The organism is Chryseobacillus diguaensis (genome assembly GCF_049220665.1).
In the GTDB taxonomy this organism is placed as follows: domain Bacteria; phylum Bacillota; class Bacilli; order Bacillales; family Bacillaceae; genus Metabacillus_B.
On sequence record NZ_JBMKNV010000009.1, the window covers coordinates 104906 to 124524 of the forward strand.

General features: G+C 38.2%; 20 protein-coding genes and 1 pseudogene. 4 read left to right on the forward strand and 17 right to left on the reverse strand.

From position 1 onward, the window contains the following. Positions 1–69 precede the first annotated feature (69 nt). The 10 genes from ACOT8F_RS14715 to ACOT8F_RS14755 all read right to left on the reverse strand — a co-directional run bounded on the left by ACOT8F_RS14715 (position 70) and on the right by ACOT8F_RS14755 (position 9833). A complete protein-coding gene (locus ACOT8F_RS14715; RefSeq protein WP_421652680.1) occupies positions 70–1935 on the reverse strand; it encodes an LTA synthase family protein in 1866 nt (621 codons plus the stop codon). A gap of 228 nt (positions 1936–2163) precedes the next feature. Next, positions 2164–3132, reverse strand: coding sequence for an ROK family glucokinase (locus ACOT8F_RS14720; protein ID WP_421652681.1), 969 nt, complete (start codon positions 3130–3132; stop codon positions 2164–2166). A gap of 58 nt (positions 3133–3190) precedes the next feature. Next, positions 3191–3394, reverse strand: a complete 204-nt coding sequence (locus ACOT8F_RS14725) for a YqgQ family protein (protein WP_421652682.1) — start codon at positions 3392–3394, stop codon at positions 3191–3193. Positions 3395–4036: 642 nt separating this feature from the next. Continuing rightward, on the reverse strand, positions 4037–5572 hold the full coding sequence (locus ACOT8F_RS14730; protein ID WP_421652683.1) for a rhomboid family intramembrane serine protease: 1536 nt from the start codon (positions 5570–5572) through the stop codon (positions 4037–4039). A gap of 176 nt (positions 5573–5748) precedes the next feature. Continuing rightward, a complete protein-coding gene (locus tag ACOT8F_RS20975) occupies positions 5749–5925 on the reverse strand; it encodes a hypothetical protein (protein ID WP_489672231.1) in 177 nt (58 codons plus the stop codon). Between the two features lie 320 nt (positions 5926–6245). After that, positions 6246–7049: a DUF92 domain-containing protein gene (locus tag ACOT8F_RS14735; RefSeq protein WP_421652684.1), complete on the reverse strand. Its 804-nt coding sequence runs from the start codon at positions 7047–7049 to the stop codon at positions 6246–6248. Further along, positions 7033–7608, reverse strand: a complete 576-nt coding sequence (locus tag ACOT8F_RS14740; RefSeq protein WP_421652685.1) for a 5-formyltetrahydrofolate cyclo-ligase — start codon at positions 7606–7608, stop codon at positions 7033–7035. Before ACOT8F_RS14740 ends, ACOT8F_RS14735 begins: the two co-directional genes overlap by 17 nt. A gap of 339 nt (positions 7609–7947) precedes the next feature. Continuing rightward, a complete protein-coding gene (gene rpmG, locus ACOT8F_RS14745; RefSeq protein ID WP_421652686.1) occupies positions 7948–8097 on the reverse strand; it encodes a 50S ribosomal protein L33 in 150 nt (49 codons plus the stop codon). Between the two features lie 117 nt (positions 8098–8214). Then, a complete protein-coding gene (locus tag ACOT8F_RS14750; RefSeq protein ID WP_421652687.1) occupies positions 8215–9348 on the reverse strand; it encodes a glycosyltransferase family 4 protein in 1134 nt (377 codons plus the stop codon). After that, positions 9345–9833 (reverse strand): hypothetical protein, encoded by a 489-nt coding sequence (locus ACOT8F_RS14755; protein WP_421652688.1) that lies wholly within the window; start codon positions 9831–9833, stop codon positions 9345–9347. The genes ACOT8F_RS14750 and ACOT8F_RS14755 overlap by 4 nt, the downstream gene beginning before the upstream one ends. Before the next feature lie 146 nt (positions 9834–9979). Between ACOT8F_RS14755 and ACOT8F_RS14760 the strand changes: the two genes are divergently transcribed. Continuing rightward, positions 9980–10339, forward strand: coding sequence for a hypothetical protein (locus tag ACOT8F_RS14760; protein WP_421652689.1), 360 nt, complete (start codon positions 9980–9982; stop codon positions 10337–10339). Next, entirely contained in the window at positions 10336–10821 is a 486-nt protein-coding gene (locus ACOT8F_RS14765) for an endolytic transglycosylase MltG (protein ID WP_421652690.1), read from the forward strand. Before ACOT8F_RS14760 ends, ACOT8F_RS14765 begins: the two co-directional genes overlap by 4 nt. 68 nt (positions 10822–10889) lie before the next feature. Here ACOT8F_RS14765 and phoU read toward each other — a convergent pair whose 3' ends face one another. The 7 genes and pseudogenes from phoU to dhaK all read right to left on the reverse strand — a co-directional run bounded on the left by phoU (position 10890) and on the right by dhaK (position 17867). Continuing rightward, complete coding sequence (phoU, locus tag ACOT8F_RS14770) at positions 10890–11549, reverse strand: phosphate signaling complex protein PhoU (protein ID WP_421652691.1); 660 nt, start codon at positions 11547–11549, stop codon at positions 10890–10892. Positions 11550–11706: 157 nt separating this feature from the next. Then, a pseudogene (locus ACOT8F_RS14775) lies at positions 11707–11896 on the reverse strand (hypothetical protein); the annotation flags it as partial. 265 nt (positions 11897–12161) lie between these two features. Further along, positions 12162–13457: an MFS transporter gene (locus ACOT8F_RS14780; RefSeq protein ID WP_421652692.1), complete on the reverse strand. Its 1296-nt coding sequence runs from the start codon at positions 13455–13457 to the stop codon at positions 12162–12164. A gap of 15 nt (positions 13458–13472) precedes the next feature. Beyond that, positions 13473–14255 carry a carbon-nitrogen family hydrolase gene (locus tag ACOT8F_RS14785; RefSeq protein ID WP_421652693.1) on the reverse strand — a complete coding sequence of 261 codons (783 nt, stop codon included), beginning with the start codon at positions 14253–14255 and terminating at the stop codon, positions 13473–13475. A 24-nt stretch (positions 14256–14279) separates the two neighbouring features. Then, entirely contained in the window at positions 14280–14957 is a 678-nt protein-coding gene (locus ACOT8F_RS14790) for a DUF2848 family protein (RefSeq protein ID WP_421652694.1), read from the reverse strand. A gap of 42 nt (positions 14958–14999) precedes the next feature. After that, positions 15000–15692: a GntR family transcriptional regulator gene (locus ACOT8F_RS14795; protein WP_421652695.1), complete on the reverse strand. Its 693-nt coding sequence runs from the start codon at positions 15690–15692 to the stop codon at positions 15000–15002. 417 nt (positions 15693–16109) lie between these two features. Next, the gene (gene dhaK / locus ACOT8F_RS14800) at positions 16110–17867 is read right to left on the reverse strand and encodes a dihydroxyacetone kinase subunit DhaK (protein ID WP_421652696.1); all 1758 of its coding nucleotides are present in this window, start codon (positions 17865–17867) and stop codon (positions 16110–16112) included. Between the two features lie 571 nt (positions 17868–18438). Between dhaK and ACOT8F_RS14805 the strand changes: the two genes are divergently transcribed. Together ACOT8F_RS14805 and ACOT8F_RS14810 are read left to right on the forward strand one after the other, a co-directional pair. Continuing rightward, positions 18439–18924 carry a peptidoglycan-binding domain-containing protein gene (locus ACOT8F_RS14805; protein WP_421652697.1) on the forward strand — a complete coding sequence of 162 codons (486 nt, stop codon included), beginning with the start codon at positions 18439–18441 and terminating at the stop codon, positions 18922–18924. A 316-nt stretch (positions 18925–19240) separates the two neighbouring features. After that, positions 19241–19615: a tellurite resistance TerB family protein gene (locus ACOT8F_RS14810; RefSeq protein ID WP_421652698.1), complete on the forward strand. Its 375-nt coding sequence runs from the start codon at positions 19241–19243 to the stop codon at positions 19613–19615. Positions 19616–19619 lie beyond the last annotated feature (4 nt).

The window sequence follows — 19619 nt, forward strand, 5'->3', positions numbered from 1 at the left end:
CTTAAAACAGGAAGAAAGTCGTTATTTTAATAGGAAAAGCTTCGGTTCAAAAGAACCAAAGCTTGACAATCATTCATTTTTTCTTTGTTGTAGAAATCTCAGCAAATCACTATTAATAATTTTATCCGAATAATCGAGTTCCTGTTTTGCCTTATCTGATAAAGGCTGACAGCCTTTTACGTCCACAGTCTCGCCGGTTTTTCTGTTATAGCATTTGTTTTGTGTGTAAATGTATTTATTTGATACATAGCTCCCATCACGCATTACTGTAAATGGAAAGCGATTTTTTGAAAACAAATCGTTCCCGAATTCAATTCTTCCGTTATCCTTTACTCCTAATAAATGAAGCAGTGTTGGACGAATATCAACCTGTCCGCCAACTTCTTTCATATTTTTTGGATGCTTATCTGTAACTCCAGGGATATGAATAATAAATGGCACCCGCTGCAGCTGAATATTTTCATAAGGTGTTATTTTTTTCCCTAAAATCTGTTCCATTGCATCATTATGATTTTCTGAAATACCATAGTGATCTCCGTAAAATACAATAATGGAGTTATCATACAATCCATCTTTTTTCAACTTTTCAATGAAATGTTTCACAGCCTCGTCTTCATATCTGACAGTCTGAAAGTAGTTATTGACTGTCTGGCTGCTTGTTCCAGCATCATTAAGCATTTTATCCTCTGGTTTAAGCTCAAACGGATAATGATTGGTCAAGGTGATCGCTCTTGAATAAAACGGCTGCGGCATTGTCTTCATTAAATCGGCCGTTTGTTCAAAATACTCCTTGTCTTTTAATCCCCATCCTACAGTTGTTTCAGGTGTTGTTTTATAACTGTTGATATCAAAAAATTTATCATATCCAAATGAATGGTACATTAAGTCCCTGTTCCAAAAGGATTTATTATTCGCATGAAACACTGCCGAAGAATAACCTTCTTTTTTCAGAAGCAGAGGAGTCGCAGTATATTGATTATCCGAATTTGTGAAAAAGACTGCTCCCCGTCCGAGCGGGTAAAGAGAATTATCTACAAGAAATTCTGCATCTGACGTCTTACCTTGCCCTGTCTGGTGATAAAAATTTTCAAAGTTATAGCTTTTATTTGCGAGCTGATTCAAATAGGGTGTTACTTCTTTGCCATGAATCTTTTGCTGCATTGCAAAGCTTTGAGTTGATTCAAGACTGACAATAATGACATTTCGCTTTTTGGCAATTCCATAAAGATTGTCATCCGGTTTTTTCTTGCTTGCTTTTATATAATTTTCGATCCCGGTTAATTTGTTGCTGTCTGCCATAGCACGCTGAGCAAAAGTCTTCGATTGAATTAACCCATCATATATATGAAAATGATATAAGCTGATATTTTTCACAAGCATTTCTCTGTCAAATGAACGGGTTAAAAGCTGAGGACGGGCAATTTCAGCAAGACCAAGATTAAGGAAAAATACGGCTGCCGCAAGCAGAAAATAAGCTGAACGGCCTTTCTTACTCGTTCTTTCCTCTCCGAATGCATTTTGTTTTCTCATCAGCCATATTAGAATAGCTATATCAACAAAAAGCAGAAGATCGACTGGCTTAAATAGTGAAGTTACACTGCTTCCGAGCTCTCCCATATTATTAGTCTGAAATAGGATCGGAAACGTTAAAAAATCATTGAAAAAACGGTAAAAAATCATGTTTGCTAAAAGAACTAATGTCAGGATAAAGCTCGTTATGACGGTAAACCTATTCCTGTTTTTTTCCTTCATAAAAAGGCCAAATCCAAAAATAAGAACCAAAAAACTTAAAGGGTTAATAAATAGAATAAATTCCTGGCCAATATTTTCAATTTCAATGTCAAAGCTGGTTTTATATACGATGTAGGTTTTGATCCACATAAATACAACCGCAATGAGCAAAAAAGAATATTTATTTATTTTTTCTTTAAGCAAATTTGCAGCCTCCTTTTTATGCAGCATCTCTCTTAATAAAAATTAAGTGGTTTTTTACATTATTTTGAAATAACTAAAAGCAAGCTATCACATATGTTAATACTGTCTTTACAAAAAATCAACATTAAATTAATATTCAGAATTGAACTATATGTTTGAAAAAAATAAAAGGAGCCTTTCCGTGAGGAAGCTCCTTTTATTATGGATTAAATTCAATTAAAGTATTTCTTAATAATTCGTTAACATGGATTTGGCTAAGTATGCTCCGCCAATAGCCCCTGCGTCGTTGCCAAGCGTTGCTATCGTAATTTCTGCTGCTTCTCCTACACGAGGAAACGTATATTTTTTAAAGTGCTTTTCTACACTGCTTCGAAGGTATTCCCCGGCTTTCGATACTCCTCCGCCAATTACAATTTTTTCAGGATTAAGTCCATTAGCAAGATTCGCGAGAGCAAATCCTAAGTGGAACGTCACAAACTCCATCACTTCTACGGCAAGTCCATCACCTTTTGAAGCATATTCAATAACATCCTTTGATGTAATGATACCGTTTTCCTTAAGAGTCTGGCGAAGCAAGCTGGCTTGATCAGATTCCTCAAGTTTTTCCATTGCATAACGGACAATCCCTGTAGCTGAGGCAACTGTTTCAAGACATCCCTTTTTACCGCAGTTACATTGGGCTCCTCCTTCAACAATTGAAGTCATGTGACCAATTTCTCCTGCAGAGCCGTTGACTCCATGAATGACTTCTCCATTTGAAATGACTCCTCCGCCGACTCCAGTTCCAAGGGTTATACAAATAATGTCGTTTGAACCGTCACCTGCACCCTTCCACATTTCACCGATTGCAGCCATATTTGCATCATTATCAATGACTGCAGGAAGCCCTGTTTCCAATTCCAAATGATCCTTTAAGGCATAGTTTTTCCACCCAAGGTTGACTGTTACATATACAAGACCAGTGGCCAGGTTGACAGGTCCTGGTGCTCCCATACCAATTGCTGCAAGCTTTTCTTTCGTCTCGCCCAGCTCTTCAAGCTTTGCATCAATTGCTTTTGCTATGTCTGTTGTTATGGTTTTTCCGCTTTTATCAGTTGGTATTTCCCATTTTGTAATAATTTCTCCATAAAGGCTTATAAAAGCGATTTTAATTGTTGTTCCGCCTAAGTCTACACCAACCAGCCATTGATCTGCCATTTCTGCTTCATCCCTTTAATATCAAATTAGAGAAACCGTTTGCATAATTGAAGAACTATCAGGTTCTCTTATCCTTCTGTTTTTGTGCCTCATGTCTAACCAGCAGTACTGCCATCTGAAAATCCTTTGGATCAATCAGGCTGGACTCCCTAAGCTGCTTTAATTCTTCTTCCATCAGCTCAAGATCAGCCAATCTGTCACCTATATAAATTATAGTCCCAAACTTTTTCAGCAGCTGCTGTACATCATAAATCGTTTTCAAAATTTCACCTCATGTCAGACACATCTACAATATTAAGTTATAAAAGAAAAGGGCAACCGTCAAGCATAAAAAACCTGAGAAACATTGGCAAATCGAAAAGCGAAGCCAATTGCTCAGCTGCGACAAGCGCTGGAGGAGCTGCACTGCTTATGGGCTGCACTGCTTTTTATTGCTTGAATAGTAAAATGGCTTGCTTGGACAGTTAAACAGCCTGTTTGGACAGTAAAATGCGGATTGCGCTCGTTAGAACCCGAGTTCCTTTCGCCCGTAAAACCTGCTATTTGGACAGTAAGCAGCTTTTCCTGGTCATTCCAGCCTTTACCAGCACGCCAAATCTTACTTTTCACCTTTTAAAATAGTGTTTTCAAAGTAGAGCTGTAATGAGCCAATCTGATCTTTCCATAAAGACTCCATACCATCCAAATCTCCTAAAAATAATGAAAAATTTCACTATAGAGACTTAAATCACGCCCAAGAGAAGATCTTTCAATTGGGAATATTTTTCGTCCTAAGCATTGTTCCACCACAGAAAGGTAATGTACGAACGAATATCAATCTTTCCTAAACGACAAGAAAAGCAGAAGCGTATCAAATGAAATAAGGGACTTCAGCGGAAGCCCCTCATTCATCTAATAAATTTTGTCAGTTTACCCGGTCAATCTGTGCTTTCATTTCTTTATATCGCTGATCGTCGGGTTTCAGCTGCACAGCTTTATCAATTAATTTTTTCGCATTTTTAAAATCACCTTCGTGACCATATAAAATGCTTAGATTGAAAAGGGCCTCATCCATATCAGGCTTCATTTTTGTTACTAGTTGCAGGTTTTCTTTGGCATGCTTGAAATCCTTCAATTTTATTTGTGCGTATGAAAGCTCAAACATGACCTCTGCAGGTGCATTGGGATCCTTTTTCGTCTTCTCCAGCAAATCCCGGGCTTCTGAAAAGTTTTCTTCATTTAAAAGCTGCTGTGCTCTCAGTAAAGCTGCTTCAGGGGTTTCAGCCATAGATTGCCCTGAACCGTAAAAGAAAAGGGCAATTACAAGGGAAACAGCCGCGAGGACCCCTGTTACCCTGGTGAAATACTTTCTATACCCAGGCAGCTGAACTACCATAGTAGCTAAAAATCCTCCAATTAAACCGCCTATATGGCCTGAATTATCAACATTTGACATAGAAAAGCCAATGACCAGATTCAATAAAATCATAACAATAATGTTCGGCCCAATTGTTCTGAAAAACAGCTGTTTGTCAATAACGACAAGGTAAAGCAAGGCTCCGAAGCAGCCAAAGATGGCACCAGAAGCACCTGCCGAAATCTCCGAGTTAAAAGCAAAGCTAGCTAAACTTCCCGCTATTCCTGCAAACAGGTAGATAAACAGAAATCTAAAAGAGCCGTACATTTTTTCAACTGCCATTCCCACATAATAAAGCGCTAATGTATTCAGGAGCAAATGGATGATGCCAATATGTAAAAAGATCGGTGTAATAAACCGCCACCATTCACCCTCTTGAATAAGCGGATTGTACTTTGCACCGTATCTGATAAGCGTCTCATTGTTCGTACTTCCTCCAGATATTTCTAATACAATAAACATGATAACCTGAATGGCAATCAACAGGTAGGTGAGAAAAGGTTTGCCATAATTAAAAATATTGTTTTCTTCTTTAATAGGTGCGTTAGCCTTTTCAATCGCTTTCACCTTTAGCTGCTGAAGGCTTTCGTAATCGAGGTGATGAGGGGACATATCAGCGGCCTGATGAACATCCAGTTTCAGCATAGACGATAATTCAGACAAAGCATTCTTCTCGTTTCCTTCATAAGCCACTATCGTCTTTACTGCTGTCTTTTCAAAGGTAAATGGACGATTTATTTGTTCTTCCCAATCATCAACAGGAGACATCTCAGAAATCCAAAGGTTTAAGACATTCATTGACCTTATGCCAGATCTTTTTCTCACCTCTTCAAATATTCCTGCTGTCGCCTCTATATTCCGCACAAGCCTATTAGTCCAGTCAATATCGGCACGGATAATTCGAATGAGCTGAAATTCCCTTACATGCAAGGGTTCAAACCATACTTCATTTTCATCCTCAGACAACCTAACCAGTCTGAATTTATTTGTTTCTAGCAATTTATCGATCAGCTTCCAATATAAGAAGTCTTGTTCAATAGCCATTTTTTACCTCTCTGATTCGTATTCAGTAACTCTATTATATCAGTTATAATGATTAAAAAGTAAGAAAGATAAGCTTTTAAATGCTAGTAAACGGGGATCTTCAGACACTTTCCTTTTTCTCAATGTGAAGTTTTTAATGTGAATAGTGTAAAAATAACAGGAAAGAAAAAAGAGCCTTAATAAAAAGCTCTTTGTAAAAACTTATCTCTGAAAAATGGCATCCTCATAGACAGGCGGATAAAGAACGAGCGCAGAAATCTTTGACCGAGCAGCAAATTAAAAAGTCTGTAGCGAAAACGATAAACCAGCAATCCACCAAGTATAATGAACATAATTTGAAGCAATTTTTGCATCTGCTATCCCTCCTTGTCATACTTTTTGTTTCTAACAGAATTTTTATCCATTTATTTAAGGAGCTGAGATATTTCCTTGGTTCTTCTATCGCGATAAGCAGCAATGGCGATCTTAAAGAAAGGCTCTTTTACTTAAACTTTGTTGCTCATGAACCTATATCTAATTCTCGAAACAATCGGTATGGAAAAAACTGTAAAAAAAGATGCCCCGATGCTAGTCTAAATGCGTGATAAAAGCATGTACGATAAACAACAATCTCTGCGAAAACAGCCTAAAGAAAAAATGCGATCGTTAATAAAGCTGAAAAGAACTCCTGTCTTCACGACAAACCAAAAGCAAAATGATAAAAAATGATGGATATAATGGCTGCTGCTGCAATTGATAGAGCGTTGATCATATCATTATTGAAAATGGCAAAGCCTTTTGCTATTTTCCCTTTCACTCCACAATGAATAGGCCGTTCGGTAATTTTCCCGCATGTTACACATTGATATTTCACTTGAATGCTTCCACCCATTAACGTATCAAGAAGATTGCCGGCAAATCCGAATAACGCAACAAAAAGAAAATGGCTGAAGCTTTTCTGAAGCATAATAAACGACAGCCCTGCAATAAATAAAGCTCCTAAAAGGGCTGCTGAGGAACCAAGTAAAGATACTGCTCCAGATGTGCCTCTCTCAACTCGTTTTAACGAGGGCAGCATAAATGGCCGTTGCTTGCTGAGTGTGCCTATTTCTGAAGCCCAAGTATCTGAATTTGCTGCAGCGATGGAAACGGAAAAGGCATACAGAAATCCCTCATTTTGAGAGATAAAAAAAAGAATGGCAAAAACGGCAGGGAAACCGCCATTCGCCAGTACTTGGACAGCATCCCGCTGATCTCCTTTTTGCAGAAGCTCCTCAGCTTCTTTTTTGTTTTCCCGTTTATATTTACTCAAAAGGCTGGAACTGGCAAAAAATGCTCCCAGCAGAAAGAGACCCGCAAAACCCGTTCCTATGTAAATTAATATTCCAACAACGAAAGACATAATGGCGCCTAAGAGAGTCAAGGACTTAACTCTCCATCCCAGAATTGAAATCACCAGAACGAAAAGGATTGCGAGTCCATTATTCAGTTCCATCATTGCACTTAATCACCTCATCTTCCGTTACAATTTGCTGTACAGGAATATCAAAGCTTTCTTCAGGAAGCTGTGGTACAACCTGCTGAGAAAAGGCTAACGAAAGTGATGCCCCTTTGTAGTTCTTGAGCCATCTGTCGAAATAGCCTCCTCCATAGCCGATTCTAAAACCCCTTCTGTCATAGACCAGCCCTGGTATAATGGCCAAGTCAATGTGATCTTGTGATATAAGCTCTGTTTTAGAAGGAATAGGTTCTTTCAGTCCAAAATACACCGTTTCAAGCTCATCATAGGAAGTGAGAATACGAAAAACCATTCCCTTTGAGCTGGGAATGCATTTTGGTACTGCTACACGCTTTCCTTGCTGCCACGCGTTTAATATAAGTGGATTGGTATCTACTTCTCTTTCAGAAGAAATGGTCAGAGCAACCGTTGATGCCCTTTTCCAGTCTTGAAGACCTTCTAGTTTCATTTGAATAGCTGCAGACAGATCACGGTATTTGAAATCATCCATTTGCTGCAGCTTCTCTCTCATTCTGCTCCGATATGTTTTTTTATCCATCTGAACCCCGCCAATTTCTCTTTTTCTTTCCCTATTATACCTATTAATGATTCTTGGAAAAAGAAATGTACCATTGTAGACAACCTATCAGCTACGGGTAATCATTTTCATTTAACTTTTTTTAAAAAATGGCCTGTTAAACTCGGCTGTTGATTGCAGCTAGCAGGCACTCAAGCTTTAGCGGGCTTACCTTAGAGCCTCCTCGTCGCTTTGCTCCTGCGGGGTCTCCCTTAGGAGTCTCAGCACCCGCTCCAATCAACAAGGTGTAAAAATCAACATTAAGCTAAGCTTTAATTGAGCCTAAAAAATAAAAAAACAGCAGGATAAATTTCCTGCTGCTTACTTTGTTTCACGGTGTGTTGTCATTTTTTTGTCTCTTGAGCAATACTTTTTAAGTTCAAGACGGTCAGGGTTATTACGTTTGTTTTTCTTAGTAATATAGTTACGCTCGCCGCATTCAGTGCAAGCTAATGTTAAATTTACACGCATGATTGTTTTCCCTCCAAACTCTTCAATCGTAAATTGTAATCAGACTTTAATATCATAGCACTTATAAGTAAGAAATTCTACATTAAATTTCTAATAAATCCAGAATCACTAACTTTTTTAGGTTACAGATAAGAGCTTATCATAAAGTTTCCTTGTTTTTTGGGCTGAATGTTCCCATGAATATTGGAGACTTTTCCGATAAGCCTCTTCAGCCAGCTCTTTTCTTAATTGGTCATTGGATATAAGCTGTTCTATTTTTTCAGCCAGTACCTCTTCATTTCCAGCAGGAAAAACCAAACCGCTTTTTTGATCTTTCACTAATTCCTTTAAACCTCCAGCGTCAGAAACGATCGTAGCTTTCTTCATACTCATAGATTCGAGAGCAGCTAAACCGAACGGTTCATACAAGCTGGGTACAATGCTTATTATAGCATTTTTCAGCATTTTTTTTAAGTCGTCATCATTCAAGAACCCTTTAAAAGTTACTTGGCCGCTGATTCCAAGAGACTCTGAAAGCTTCTCATACTCTTCTTTTAAAGGTCCATCACCTGCAAGCACTAGCTGAAGTTGAGGTAATTTCCTGCTAACCCTCTGAAAGCTTTTTAAGAGGGTGTCAAATCCTTTTTCTTTCACCATCCTGCCCATTGCAAACAAATAAAATCCTTCAGTAAATAGATTCTCTTCAAAATAGAGATTCCTTCCATTTGGAATGACAGTTGACTGTACGCCGTTATATTCATATAAAAGCTCTTTTTGCATGTATTGGCTGCAGACGATGATCGAGTCAGCCGATTGAATCAGGCGGCGTTCTATTGTATCAATGGTTTTTTCAGCAGTGCCAGTCAGAATGCCTTTTCTCCCCTTTTCCGTGGCATGAATCGCAGCTGCAAGCGGTACACCATAATACTCCTTTAAAGCCATCCCTGCAGGCGCTGTAAGCCAGTCGTGTACATGAATGATGTCAAAGTCCATCTTCAGCGAATGGACGAAATGAATATAAGAGAGATTCAGCTGAAGCACCCATTCGACTACAGAAGAAAAGGATCCTTCAAGCTTTGGCCGATGGAGGCGAATGCCTGTATCCAAAGCTTCGTATTGAAGTGAATCTTTATAGGGAGCTGTAACGATATTCAAGCCTGCAGTGAGCTTTGTAAGTTCGGGTACTAGCCCCTGCACATGTCTGCCGATTCCTCCTTGAATGTTTGGAGGGTATTCCGGTGTGAGCATTAGAATTTGAGGATGGCTTTTCATTTTTCATGATCTCCCTCATATTCTGTATAGGCTGAAAAAGTTTCCTGCCATTTTTCAGCGGCAGAAACAGCATTCCAACCGTATTTTTGATAAGGATGCTTCAATGTCCCAGTCCTTACTTCGGTTGACTGTGCTATCGTTAATTTTATGTCTTTTGAATTGAAGAAAAGGGTTTGTCCCCGATAAGAACAATTTCCTTCTAATCCTTTTATCAAGTATGAACCATTATGATTTTTTATGGGATAATCCTTATACAGGAGCTCACCCAACCGATCAGCATGAATTATTCTGATAACTTTATGTACTGTTTCATATTCTTCGAAAAGGAAATGCATGCAGGATTTCATCGTTAAACTGCTGATAGACCAGCTAACCTTCAAATAATTTGCCTTTAAAGAAAGTGTAAGACTATCCCCTGAAAAAGTATCCTCTTGTCGAATTGCTGTAAAAGGATTTGTCCCTGTTCTTTTATTTTGCCCTCTCATTTCATCACTCCTGAAACAGCAATAGTTTGGATTTTTTTACTTTTCTATAATACGTCAGTTCAGAGTCTTTTTACAAAAATGATTAATTTATTCGACAAATTGTGATATAACTGTATAATGAAAACTTTGTTAGAAGGTGGGGCAATATGGTAATAGTATTGATCATTTTATTGGTTATTTCGATTCTCCTCTTTGGGGCATCTTTTTTTCAGCGCGATAAAGTAAAAGAGCTTGAACAGGAATTTGAACATCTGCAGCTCTCTGCCATGCAGGAGATCTATAAACTAAAGAAAAAAATGCGTGTTTTGGAGGAAGAACTGCTGCAAAACGATGTGCAGCTGACTAAATCTCCAAATACAGATGATGAAATTGACGCCCAGGTGATCAAAAAAGTCATGGCAAAATATCAGAACGGGATGACCTTAGAAGCCATCGCACAATCTGAAAATCTTACAATGCTCGAAGTCAGAACCATTGTAAAAAATAATGAGAGGGTATTAACATGAGCAAAAAAGGCATGCAAGCTTTCTCGGCAGGAATGATCATTGCCTCTTGTATATTAGGCATCGCCTATTTTTTGTCAGGACCGAAAGAAATGACAAAAGCGGAGACAGCCGCTGAAACCAAAGCGGTTACAGACGAAAGTGTCCAGCAGCACCTATCTGATAAGGGCCAAATCGCCATCCCGCGCAAGGATTACGAAAAACTGATTGCAGAAAAAGAATCAGCGGTTGCAAAATCCGGAGGAACATCCCAAGCAAAGTCTCAAAAAGCACCTGCAGACAAGCCATTCACCTTAACAATTAAGGACGGAATGAGTACTGCGGATGTGGCAAAAGAACTTGAAAACGCTGGAATTGTCAGCTCTGCAAGAGATTATGCCACCTTCCTGGTAGAAACTGGCTATCATACAAAAGTACGTTCTGGCACCTATCAGCTCAAGCAGGGAATGAGCTTCAAACAAATTACAAAAGTACTCGTAAAATAATGGAATACATATAAATAAAATCCGCTGAAAAAGCGGATTTTATTTTTTGAAAAATATTCAGGAAAATGTTAGCTGTTCAAGTCATAATGACGGCCTTTAACAAGATAGAAGACACCTTCAGATATGTTTGTAGCGTGATCGGCAAATCTTTCAAGATAGCGGCAAACAAGCAGAAGCTGGGTAATTTGCTGCATGGATTCCCGTTTATCATAGGTTAGTTCAAGCAATTCCCTGATGGTCTGTCCATATAAGTTATCTACCTGGTCATCCATATCAGCAACGTTTTTGGCAAGGACAACATCCTCTTCATTATAGGCTTTCAAAGATAAAGAAAGCATCTTAGAGGATATTTTCGTCATCTCCTTAATGTGAATGATCGGTTTGATGAGCGGCTCGTCTCCAATTCGGATTGTCGACTTTGCAATGTTAACGGCAAAGTCCGCCATTCTCTCAAGCTCATTTGATATTTTAATCGCCACGATTATTCTGCGCAAATCAGTTGCCACAGGCTGCTGTTTCGCTATCAGCAGAATGGCCATATCATTGATTTCTTCATCAAGAATATCTACTGCCTTATCCTCTTCCATGATTTCAAGAGCACGGTCAACATTTTGTTTTTCAAGCGCATCTATTGCTTTTGATAATGCAATTTCAGTTAAACTCCCGATTTCTATTAGCTTATCTCTTAACGTATTCAAGTCATATTGAAATTTTTCACGTCCTGGCATTTCCGCTCTCCTCCTTTATCTCTATCTTCCCATTGTATAGCAAAATAAAGCATGTTACATCTAGTTTTCTAAAGTTAAGAAGAAATATTCAAAAAGGCTGATTTCAGATCAGGTAAGAGGTTCATATACCTTTGTTAATGACACAGTTCTAGTTTTGAAGGGCAGGAATGATAAGGATTGTTACTTCTTTAACATGTTTTCGATTATTAGAAACATACATGAAATCATGTAATATGAGCAACTTCCATAATAAGATCGGTTAAATTTACCCCTGGCAGCACTTGATTAAGGTTTGCACTAAATTTCTTTGCTTCTTCTGGAACATCTTTTTCTAATCGTGAAATAGAATAAGTAACATTATTCTTTGTATTGATGCAGTAAAACGAATAGAATGGGCCCGACAGACTCGTAAAACGCTGTTAGACTTTTCCTGGGAACTAGAACCAAATGATTTTACTCACCGTAATGGATTCGCTTGGCAAAGTGCGGTGGACAAGAAAATAGAGAAGTGTGGATAACACTTCTCTAGGCATATCTTTTATTTTGCGCTATTAAAAATTTTAATATTTTGCAGAGAAAGAAATGTTAGTCAAGATAATGTCCACAGAAATTCTATGCATGCATATTTTCAGTTTCTGTAAAAGACTCCTCTGATTCTTGAAAGAGTGCAATATCTGGGCGAACACCAAACCATAATAAAGCAGTAATTACAATAGGGATAATATTAATCATAAGAGCGGCGTTCCAACCAATTGTTTGAGCAAGCCATCCGCAGATTAGAGGGGATAGGAAAGCTCCGATATTTCCCCACATGTTCATCCAGCCAGAAACAGAACCAGCAAACTGCTGTCCTAAATCATTGGCAACTGCCCAAGAAGTCACCACTGGAAAACCTAGTGAGCCTAAAGATAAAGTCAGCCAAAGTACACTCATTGATGTACTTGTTGCTCTAGAGGCTAGAAACATCGTGATGGCAAAAACAATCAGTCCACCAATTGCAAGTCCACCGCGGGCTGCCATTTTTGATTTACCCTTATTCAAAAGTTTATCTGAGATAGCCCCACCCGTCATGACGGTTATAAAAATCGCAAGCCATGGTAAACTAGCGGATAACCCCGATTTTGCCAAAGTCAGATGTCGTGCTTCCTGGAGATATGTAGGAAGCCAAACCAGATAGATTGTAACAATATAAATAGTAACAAAATAAGTTAAACCAAATATCCAAAAGCGAACATTTTTAAGTAATTTCCCCCAAGGAGCTGCTTTCTTTGCTTCTTTTGAGACAGCTCGTTCCTTCATGATGAATTCAAGTTCATTCTTAGAAATTCTAGGATGATCCTCCGGCTTATTCCTGCCAAGAGCATACCAAATAACACCGATTAAAATTCCGACAATACCAATAATATAAAAAGCTGCTTCCCAGCCGAAAGCCTGAAATATTGCCACCGTAATAGCGGGGCCGATTACCGGACCAAAATAAGAGCCGGCCAGCAGTGCACTTGAAGCTCTGCCTTTTTCTTTTTTACTAAACCAGTAGCTGTTAAATACGGCATTACCAGGATACATTGGACCTTCACCAATACCAAATAAAAAGCGAACCGTACCAAGCAGCCCATATGATTTCACCGCTGGTGTTAACATCGTAAATACTGACCACCAAATCAGAGCAAATGAAACTATGAATCTCGCACCATACTTTTCACTAATGATTCCAGCTGGTATCTGGGATGCAGCATACCCCAACGAAAATAATGAATTAAGAAAACCAAATTCAATTTTATCCATGTGGAACTCTTCCATCATAGGTATAGCCACGACAGCAATTGTGGAACGGTCCATATAGGCCACCAACCCTATAATAAAGAACAAGAATGCCAGCCACCATCGTAAATTTGAGCGTTTTTCCAAGTAAATCCCTCTCCTTTAAAGTTTATAAACAGATGTTCTTCTATCTTTAAAGATTGGCATTCTTTCTCTAACGCTTTCCACCATATCTAAATTTAAATCACAGTATAAAATGGCAGGTTCATTTCCTGCTTCAAGAAGTACTTCACCCCAAGGGTCAATAACCATTGAGCGCCCATTGAATACATCATTTTGATTTCTGCCGGCCGTATTGACACCTACAACAAACATTTGATTTTCTATTGCTCTGGCACGAAGTAAAGTTACCCAATGTTCTTCCCGTTGTATTGGCCATTCTGCCGGAATAAAAAGAACTTTTGCACCATTTAATGCATAAGTACGAGCGAGTTCCGGGAAACGGATATCATAACAAATTTCTACTGCTGCTAAATGGCCATCCAGATCAAATACATTACAATCTGTACCAGGAGCTATATACCGATCTTCAGCCATAAGTCCGATTAGATGAACCTTGCTGTATATATTTCGTAATTCTCCAGTTGGAGAGAATGTAAGGGAAGTATTACGAACCCCATCGGAAAAATTCACTGGAAGCGAGCCTCCGATAATCCAAACTTTAAGCGTTCTGGCTAGTTCGGAAAGAAATTGAGAGGCAGGGCCTTCTAAGTTTTCTTTATGTTCATCCAATCGTTCAAAGTCATAACCCGATGTCCACATTTCAGGTAATATAATTGCCTGTGCACCATTAGCGGCAGCTTCTTTGATCATACTTTGTGCAGTTTCGCGGTTAACTTTTTGATCACCTTGGATAATATTCATTTGACAAACGGCAATTTTCAATTAGAATCACCCTTTCTTTTGAAGTTAAATCGCTATATCGCGAACCCAGTATTCATGTGTTATTTTTCTATTTAGAACTGGATCGGCTAAAGTTAAACGGAAACCCTCTCCAAATATGAATTGTCCGCCAAGAATAGGAACAGTTCCGCAAAAAAGAATGGTTCCTTTCGGATCGACAGCATTTTTACTATTTGCAAATGTCAAGATATCATCAACTGACAAATTTGCTGTAACATTGCCGTTTTGGTAAACCTCCCAATTATTGTTTATAAAAATTTCACAAGTCATTTGTAAATCATCCCAGTGATCGATCACTTCAGTTAATAACCACGCTTCCTTTGCTATAGGCTTGGGGGTAGCTTGTTTTGCATAAGGAATACTGTAACCTTCCAATTCTCGATCTGTGTGATCTGATCCAACTGTCACGTATGTTTTCTCGTTATTGATCAGCAAAACGAATTCTACTTCACCTGATGTTTTTTTACCAAGAACCTGAATTTCATCATCTTGAGTAACTAAAATATTGCTGACTGGATATACCATAGGGACGGATGGAGGCGGCTGGATTCCTTCTGCTGCCAATTCTTCTATATGCTTTTTAACCATTTCCTGGTTACGGCCAGAATACCCAATACATGCTGAATTTTTTACCGAGAAATTAACGTTTTCACCATTTGGTCCAGAAAAATTAATACTGTACATTTTGATCTCTCCCTGAATAATGATAGGTTTAATTTTCAATTTTTAGTACGGGTTTTCCAATCCGCCTCCTTTCTGACAGATTTTAATTATTTTTAAATTTTTTACTATGGCGTCCCGTGTATGTTCAATATGGTTAAGTACTGCCTGTTTTGCCCTCTCAACATCTCTATTTTTTATAGCGTTAATGAGCAGGGCATGTTCTTTTAAAGTTTGTTCATTTCGATTTGGTGTATTGAGCGCACGAACACCAAACCAGCGTAATTGGTCACTTAATGTCCCCATAAGTTGAGCCAGGCGGCGGTTTCCTGATAATTCAGCTAAATAAATGTGAAAGTCTTTATCTGTCAAGATGAACTTGTTCTTATCTTCAGTTAATTCAGCTTGTGTACCATACAGCTTCTCAATATTTTCAATCTCACTATCCGAAATGACAGGGATTAATAATTCAACAACCAAGACCTCAATCGCACGGCGAATTTGAATCACTTCTTCAACATCTTTTTCAGAAATGTCACAAACAAACGTTCCTTTTCTTGGTACCGAAGTTACCCACCCTTCCATTTCCAAAAGGGGGATGGATTCCCTGACAGGAGTTCTGCTAATTCCCAGCATTTCACTTAATTGCCGTTCAAATAAAATTTGACCGGGAACAATGGTCTGGTCGATGATGGCATTCTTAATTGATTCAAAAGCCTGCTGCTTAAGGGATAATTGTTTAACTTTAGATAAATTCATAACATCTCCTAAGTATTGATTTCGTTATTCAGACTGGCATGTGGCATGCCAGATTGTTTATAATATTATGATAATTATGATTGTAAACGCTGTCAATCTTCTTTTTCTAAAACATATATAATACCGTTACTATCAAAATCATATGATACCATCATATAATGAAGAAAAGGTCTACGAGATTCCTATATTGACTTGGCGGATGCTTTTGAAGCTATGCCGAAATTTTAATTTTGTAAGATGATCTAAGTTAGTTAAGAATACGACATTAAATTGATAAGTACCGTTATATAATATAATAGAAGAAATTCGTAAAAACTAGCCTATACTCATCGGGAGCATAGGCTAGTTATCATTCAACAATCGCACCAAATTGGGTTTAAAGAATTATCACTTAAATAACATCTAAGAAAAAGCTGATTATTTTAGACTACGGGAAATTTCCGTAAAAATAACCCCTAGAGCATAGGCACCAGCATCAGGATAGCCAAGGCTTCTTTCGCCAACTGTACCAGCGCGGCCCATTCGAGCAACGATTTCCTTAGTATAATGTGCTCCTTCAACAGCCGCTGCTGCCCCTTTTTCAAAAGCAGTCTTAAAGTCCTCACCAGCTGCTACACTTTCTGACCATGAATTTGCACAAGGTACAAGCGCATCCACGAGGGTTTTATCACCCACCACTGCACCCCTTCCAAATGAGCGCTCTCCAGTAGTCTGTATTCCTTTAACAGCTGCCTGCAACATGTCTGAAAACTCTCCAACGGATAATTCAATTTTTCCCTCAACAGCTTTACCAGCAGCACGGAAGGCCGAACCCCAAATTGGACCAGACGCACCTCCGCAATATTCCATGATGATCATAGAGCATGCATCTAGAAAGGTCCCTATGTTTAAACGTTCTTGATCCAAAACCGTGCTCCACTCCCGCTTTAATTGCTTGAATCCCTTGGCAACGCTCATACCAAAATCTCCATCACCAGCATGCGAGTCGAGTTCACAGAATGGTACTTCATTCTTGATAATTACTTCACTCATTTTATCGACAAGATAGATCATGTTATCTAAGGAAAATACATCATCTTTGATTACAGCGTTTTCTTCCCTTGTCACTGTTCCAAAAGAAACAAGCTTTTCTTCATCGTTATCGAAAATATCAATGTACTCTACACTCGCTACTGGGCCTTCTACTTTGAATGCTGGAGATTTACATTCTCTAGATAACAACGTCTTTAATTCTTCGTCCAGTTTCATTACTGTCAACGAGACTCCTGCCATATCAATACTCGTCATGAAATTGCCGACAAAGGTTCGACAAATTCTAATGTTTCTGCGATGCATTTCTCGGATAACCGAATTATTAAAAAGATACAGTTCTTGTAAAGGAGTTGATCCAAAGCCATTAACTAGTATGGCAATTTCTGTTGTTCCATCGCTATCTATTTCTATATCCTTGAGAAGATCATTCGTCATTCGTTCTGCCAATTCATCTGCAGAGACTATGTGTTCCCTTCTAATTCCTGGCTCTCCATGAATACCGACACCATATTCGATCTCGTCCTCTCCTAACGTGAAAGTAGGTGATCCTTTGGCAGGAACGGTACAGGAGGTAAGTGCTACACCAAGGCTTCGTACATATGCGGCTGCTTTTTCCGCTACTTCTTTGACTTGCATTAGATCCCTACCATCTTCTGCCGCAGCCCCAGCTATTTTATGAACCAACACAGTCCCTGCGACACCACGGCGTCCTACTGAATACAGACTGTCTTCTACTGCGGCGTCATCAGCCACCCGGACGTATTCTACCTTAATACCGTCTTCGGCAGCTAATGCGGCACCATTTTTAAAGTTCATCATATCTCCACTGTAATTCTTTATAATCATTAGAACGCCTTTGTGACCGGCAATTGCTTTGATCGCCTGATACACTTGTATCTGAGACGGGGAAGCAAATACATCCCCGCATACTGCAGCATCCAACATTCCTTTCCCTACAAACCCCGCATGTGCTGGTTCATGTCCGCTGCCACCGCCACTTAATAAACTTACTTTGTTTTCATCAATTCCTTTCTTCTTTATAATTTTATACCTTTTTAGAAACTCCAGTTCCGGATGGGCCATCACCATTCCGTTGCACATTTCCATTACGAGATTCTCAGGTTTATTAATGATTTTTTTCACTTGTGTTGCCCCCTCATTTTTTTAATTTCATATGGATTTAATAAATTTCTTTTTGGACGTTATTCTAGAGCTATTTGGAAATGAACGAAATCTTTTTTAAATATTATTTTCAATAACTATATTAAAAAATGTAAGCGTTTTAGGCAAACGGAATAATCATGTTTATTTATTTTTAGAGAAAAAATATAACTTCTCTAAATTGCTTCCATATTACGAAGCAAAATTAATCCAAAATAGTGATACTATTTAAATTTTTCACTTACTTTTTTCATTTTAATATTTTTTTATCATTTTTCCAATCCTCATTTTCGGTTTAAATCTATAAGTTTCGTTTGTTGTTATTTTTTATTTATATTTTATGAAAAAGTAAATTCTCTTTTGTGTTGGCCCATCTATGGAATGCCTTGGAGAAAGCGCATTGTTTTTCCTTCAAACTAATTAGCTTTGAAAGAGTTATTTATTGAAAAACAGGACATAGGACTGAAGGAAGTTTTAGGAATTGGAGGGAATTAACAAGCTGAAGGGAAATTTGTAAAATGAGTTCGACGCTAAAAAGAAAAGGGAGATGGCTATGAAGAAATTACTTACTGGTTTGTTTGTAATTGCTATGGCATGGGGGATTTCTTTTTCAACCGCTTCAGCCTCTGCTGGAGGATTTCATCACCCGCAAAGCTGGGAAAAGAACTCGATATTACGGGAGAATACACATGGAGTGGAAGTCCGGAATATGCAGTATATCCTGAATGTATTGGGTTTTTATACGGATTCTGCAGTGGTTGACGCAGATGGAATTTTTGGACCGCTAACCAAAGCTGGTGTAAAGAAATATCAAAAAGCACACCATCTGAAAGCAGATGGTATCGTTGGTCCCAGAACCTGGGATAGTTTCTCTCAATATATTAAGAAAAGAGGCACGAACACCTATGGAGCTGGTGGGTACATGGCTCTCAGAGTCCTTTGGAAGTACGATAATTCTTCCTATACATCTGGCTCAAAAGCCTATGTTTACGGTAATGGGGATACATTAAGCGACCAATATCGTTTATATGCAAATTAACTGCGGACAGGAAATTCTTAAAATTTTCCTTCAAACTTCCAAACGTGTCTGCAATTTGGCACGTTTCTTTATTTCCTTTTAAAAGTGTCACCAATATTTTGATAGAAAACCCACACCCATATATTTTATGGAATATAAAATGGAATGTTTTTAATTTTCGTTTCCTCATAAGGATGAATGTGTTTAATATGTAACGGAAGATACATGGTAATATGAATAAAAAAAGTCTAAGAATTTGCTAAAAATCTAATAATATGAAACCAAGTCAGACATTGTTCGTATAAATATAATAATGAATATTAGGAGTTGAGAGTTATTGTTTCTAGCAGAACTCCAGTCAGAGGAAAAAATAGCGTTTCTTGAATTAGCTGTTCTGATGGCTAAAATTGACGGAAATTTATCTATTTACGAAAGTACAATTCTTAACAAGTATAAAAAGGAAATGGGTCTTGAGAATTATAAAATAAAGGACCTTCCCATCGAAAATATTTTAGGGCTATTCAAGAATGAAAGGTCCCAAAATATTGTCTTGACTGAAATCTTTCAACTGATCTATTCAGATGGAGTTTTTCACGAGGAAGAGAGAGAATCTGTCCGCTTAATAAAGAAGCATTTTGGTTTCGATTCTAGTGAATTTAAGAACTTTAAAGATTGGATTGGTAAAATAAAAGAATTATCCATTTCCAGGTAAAGCT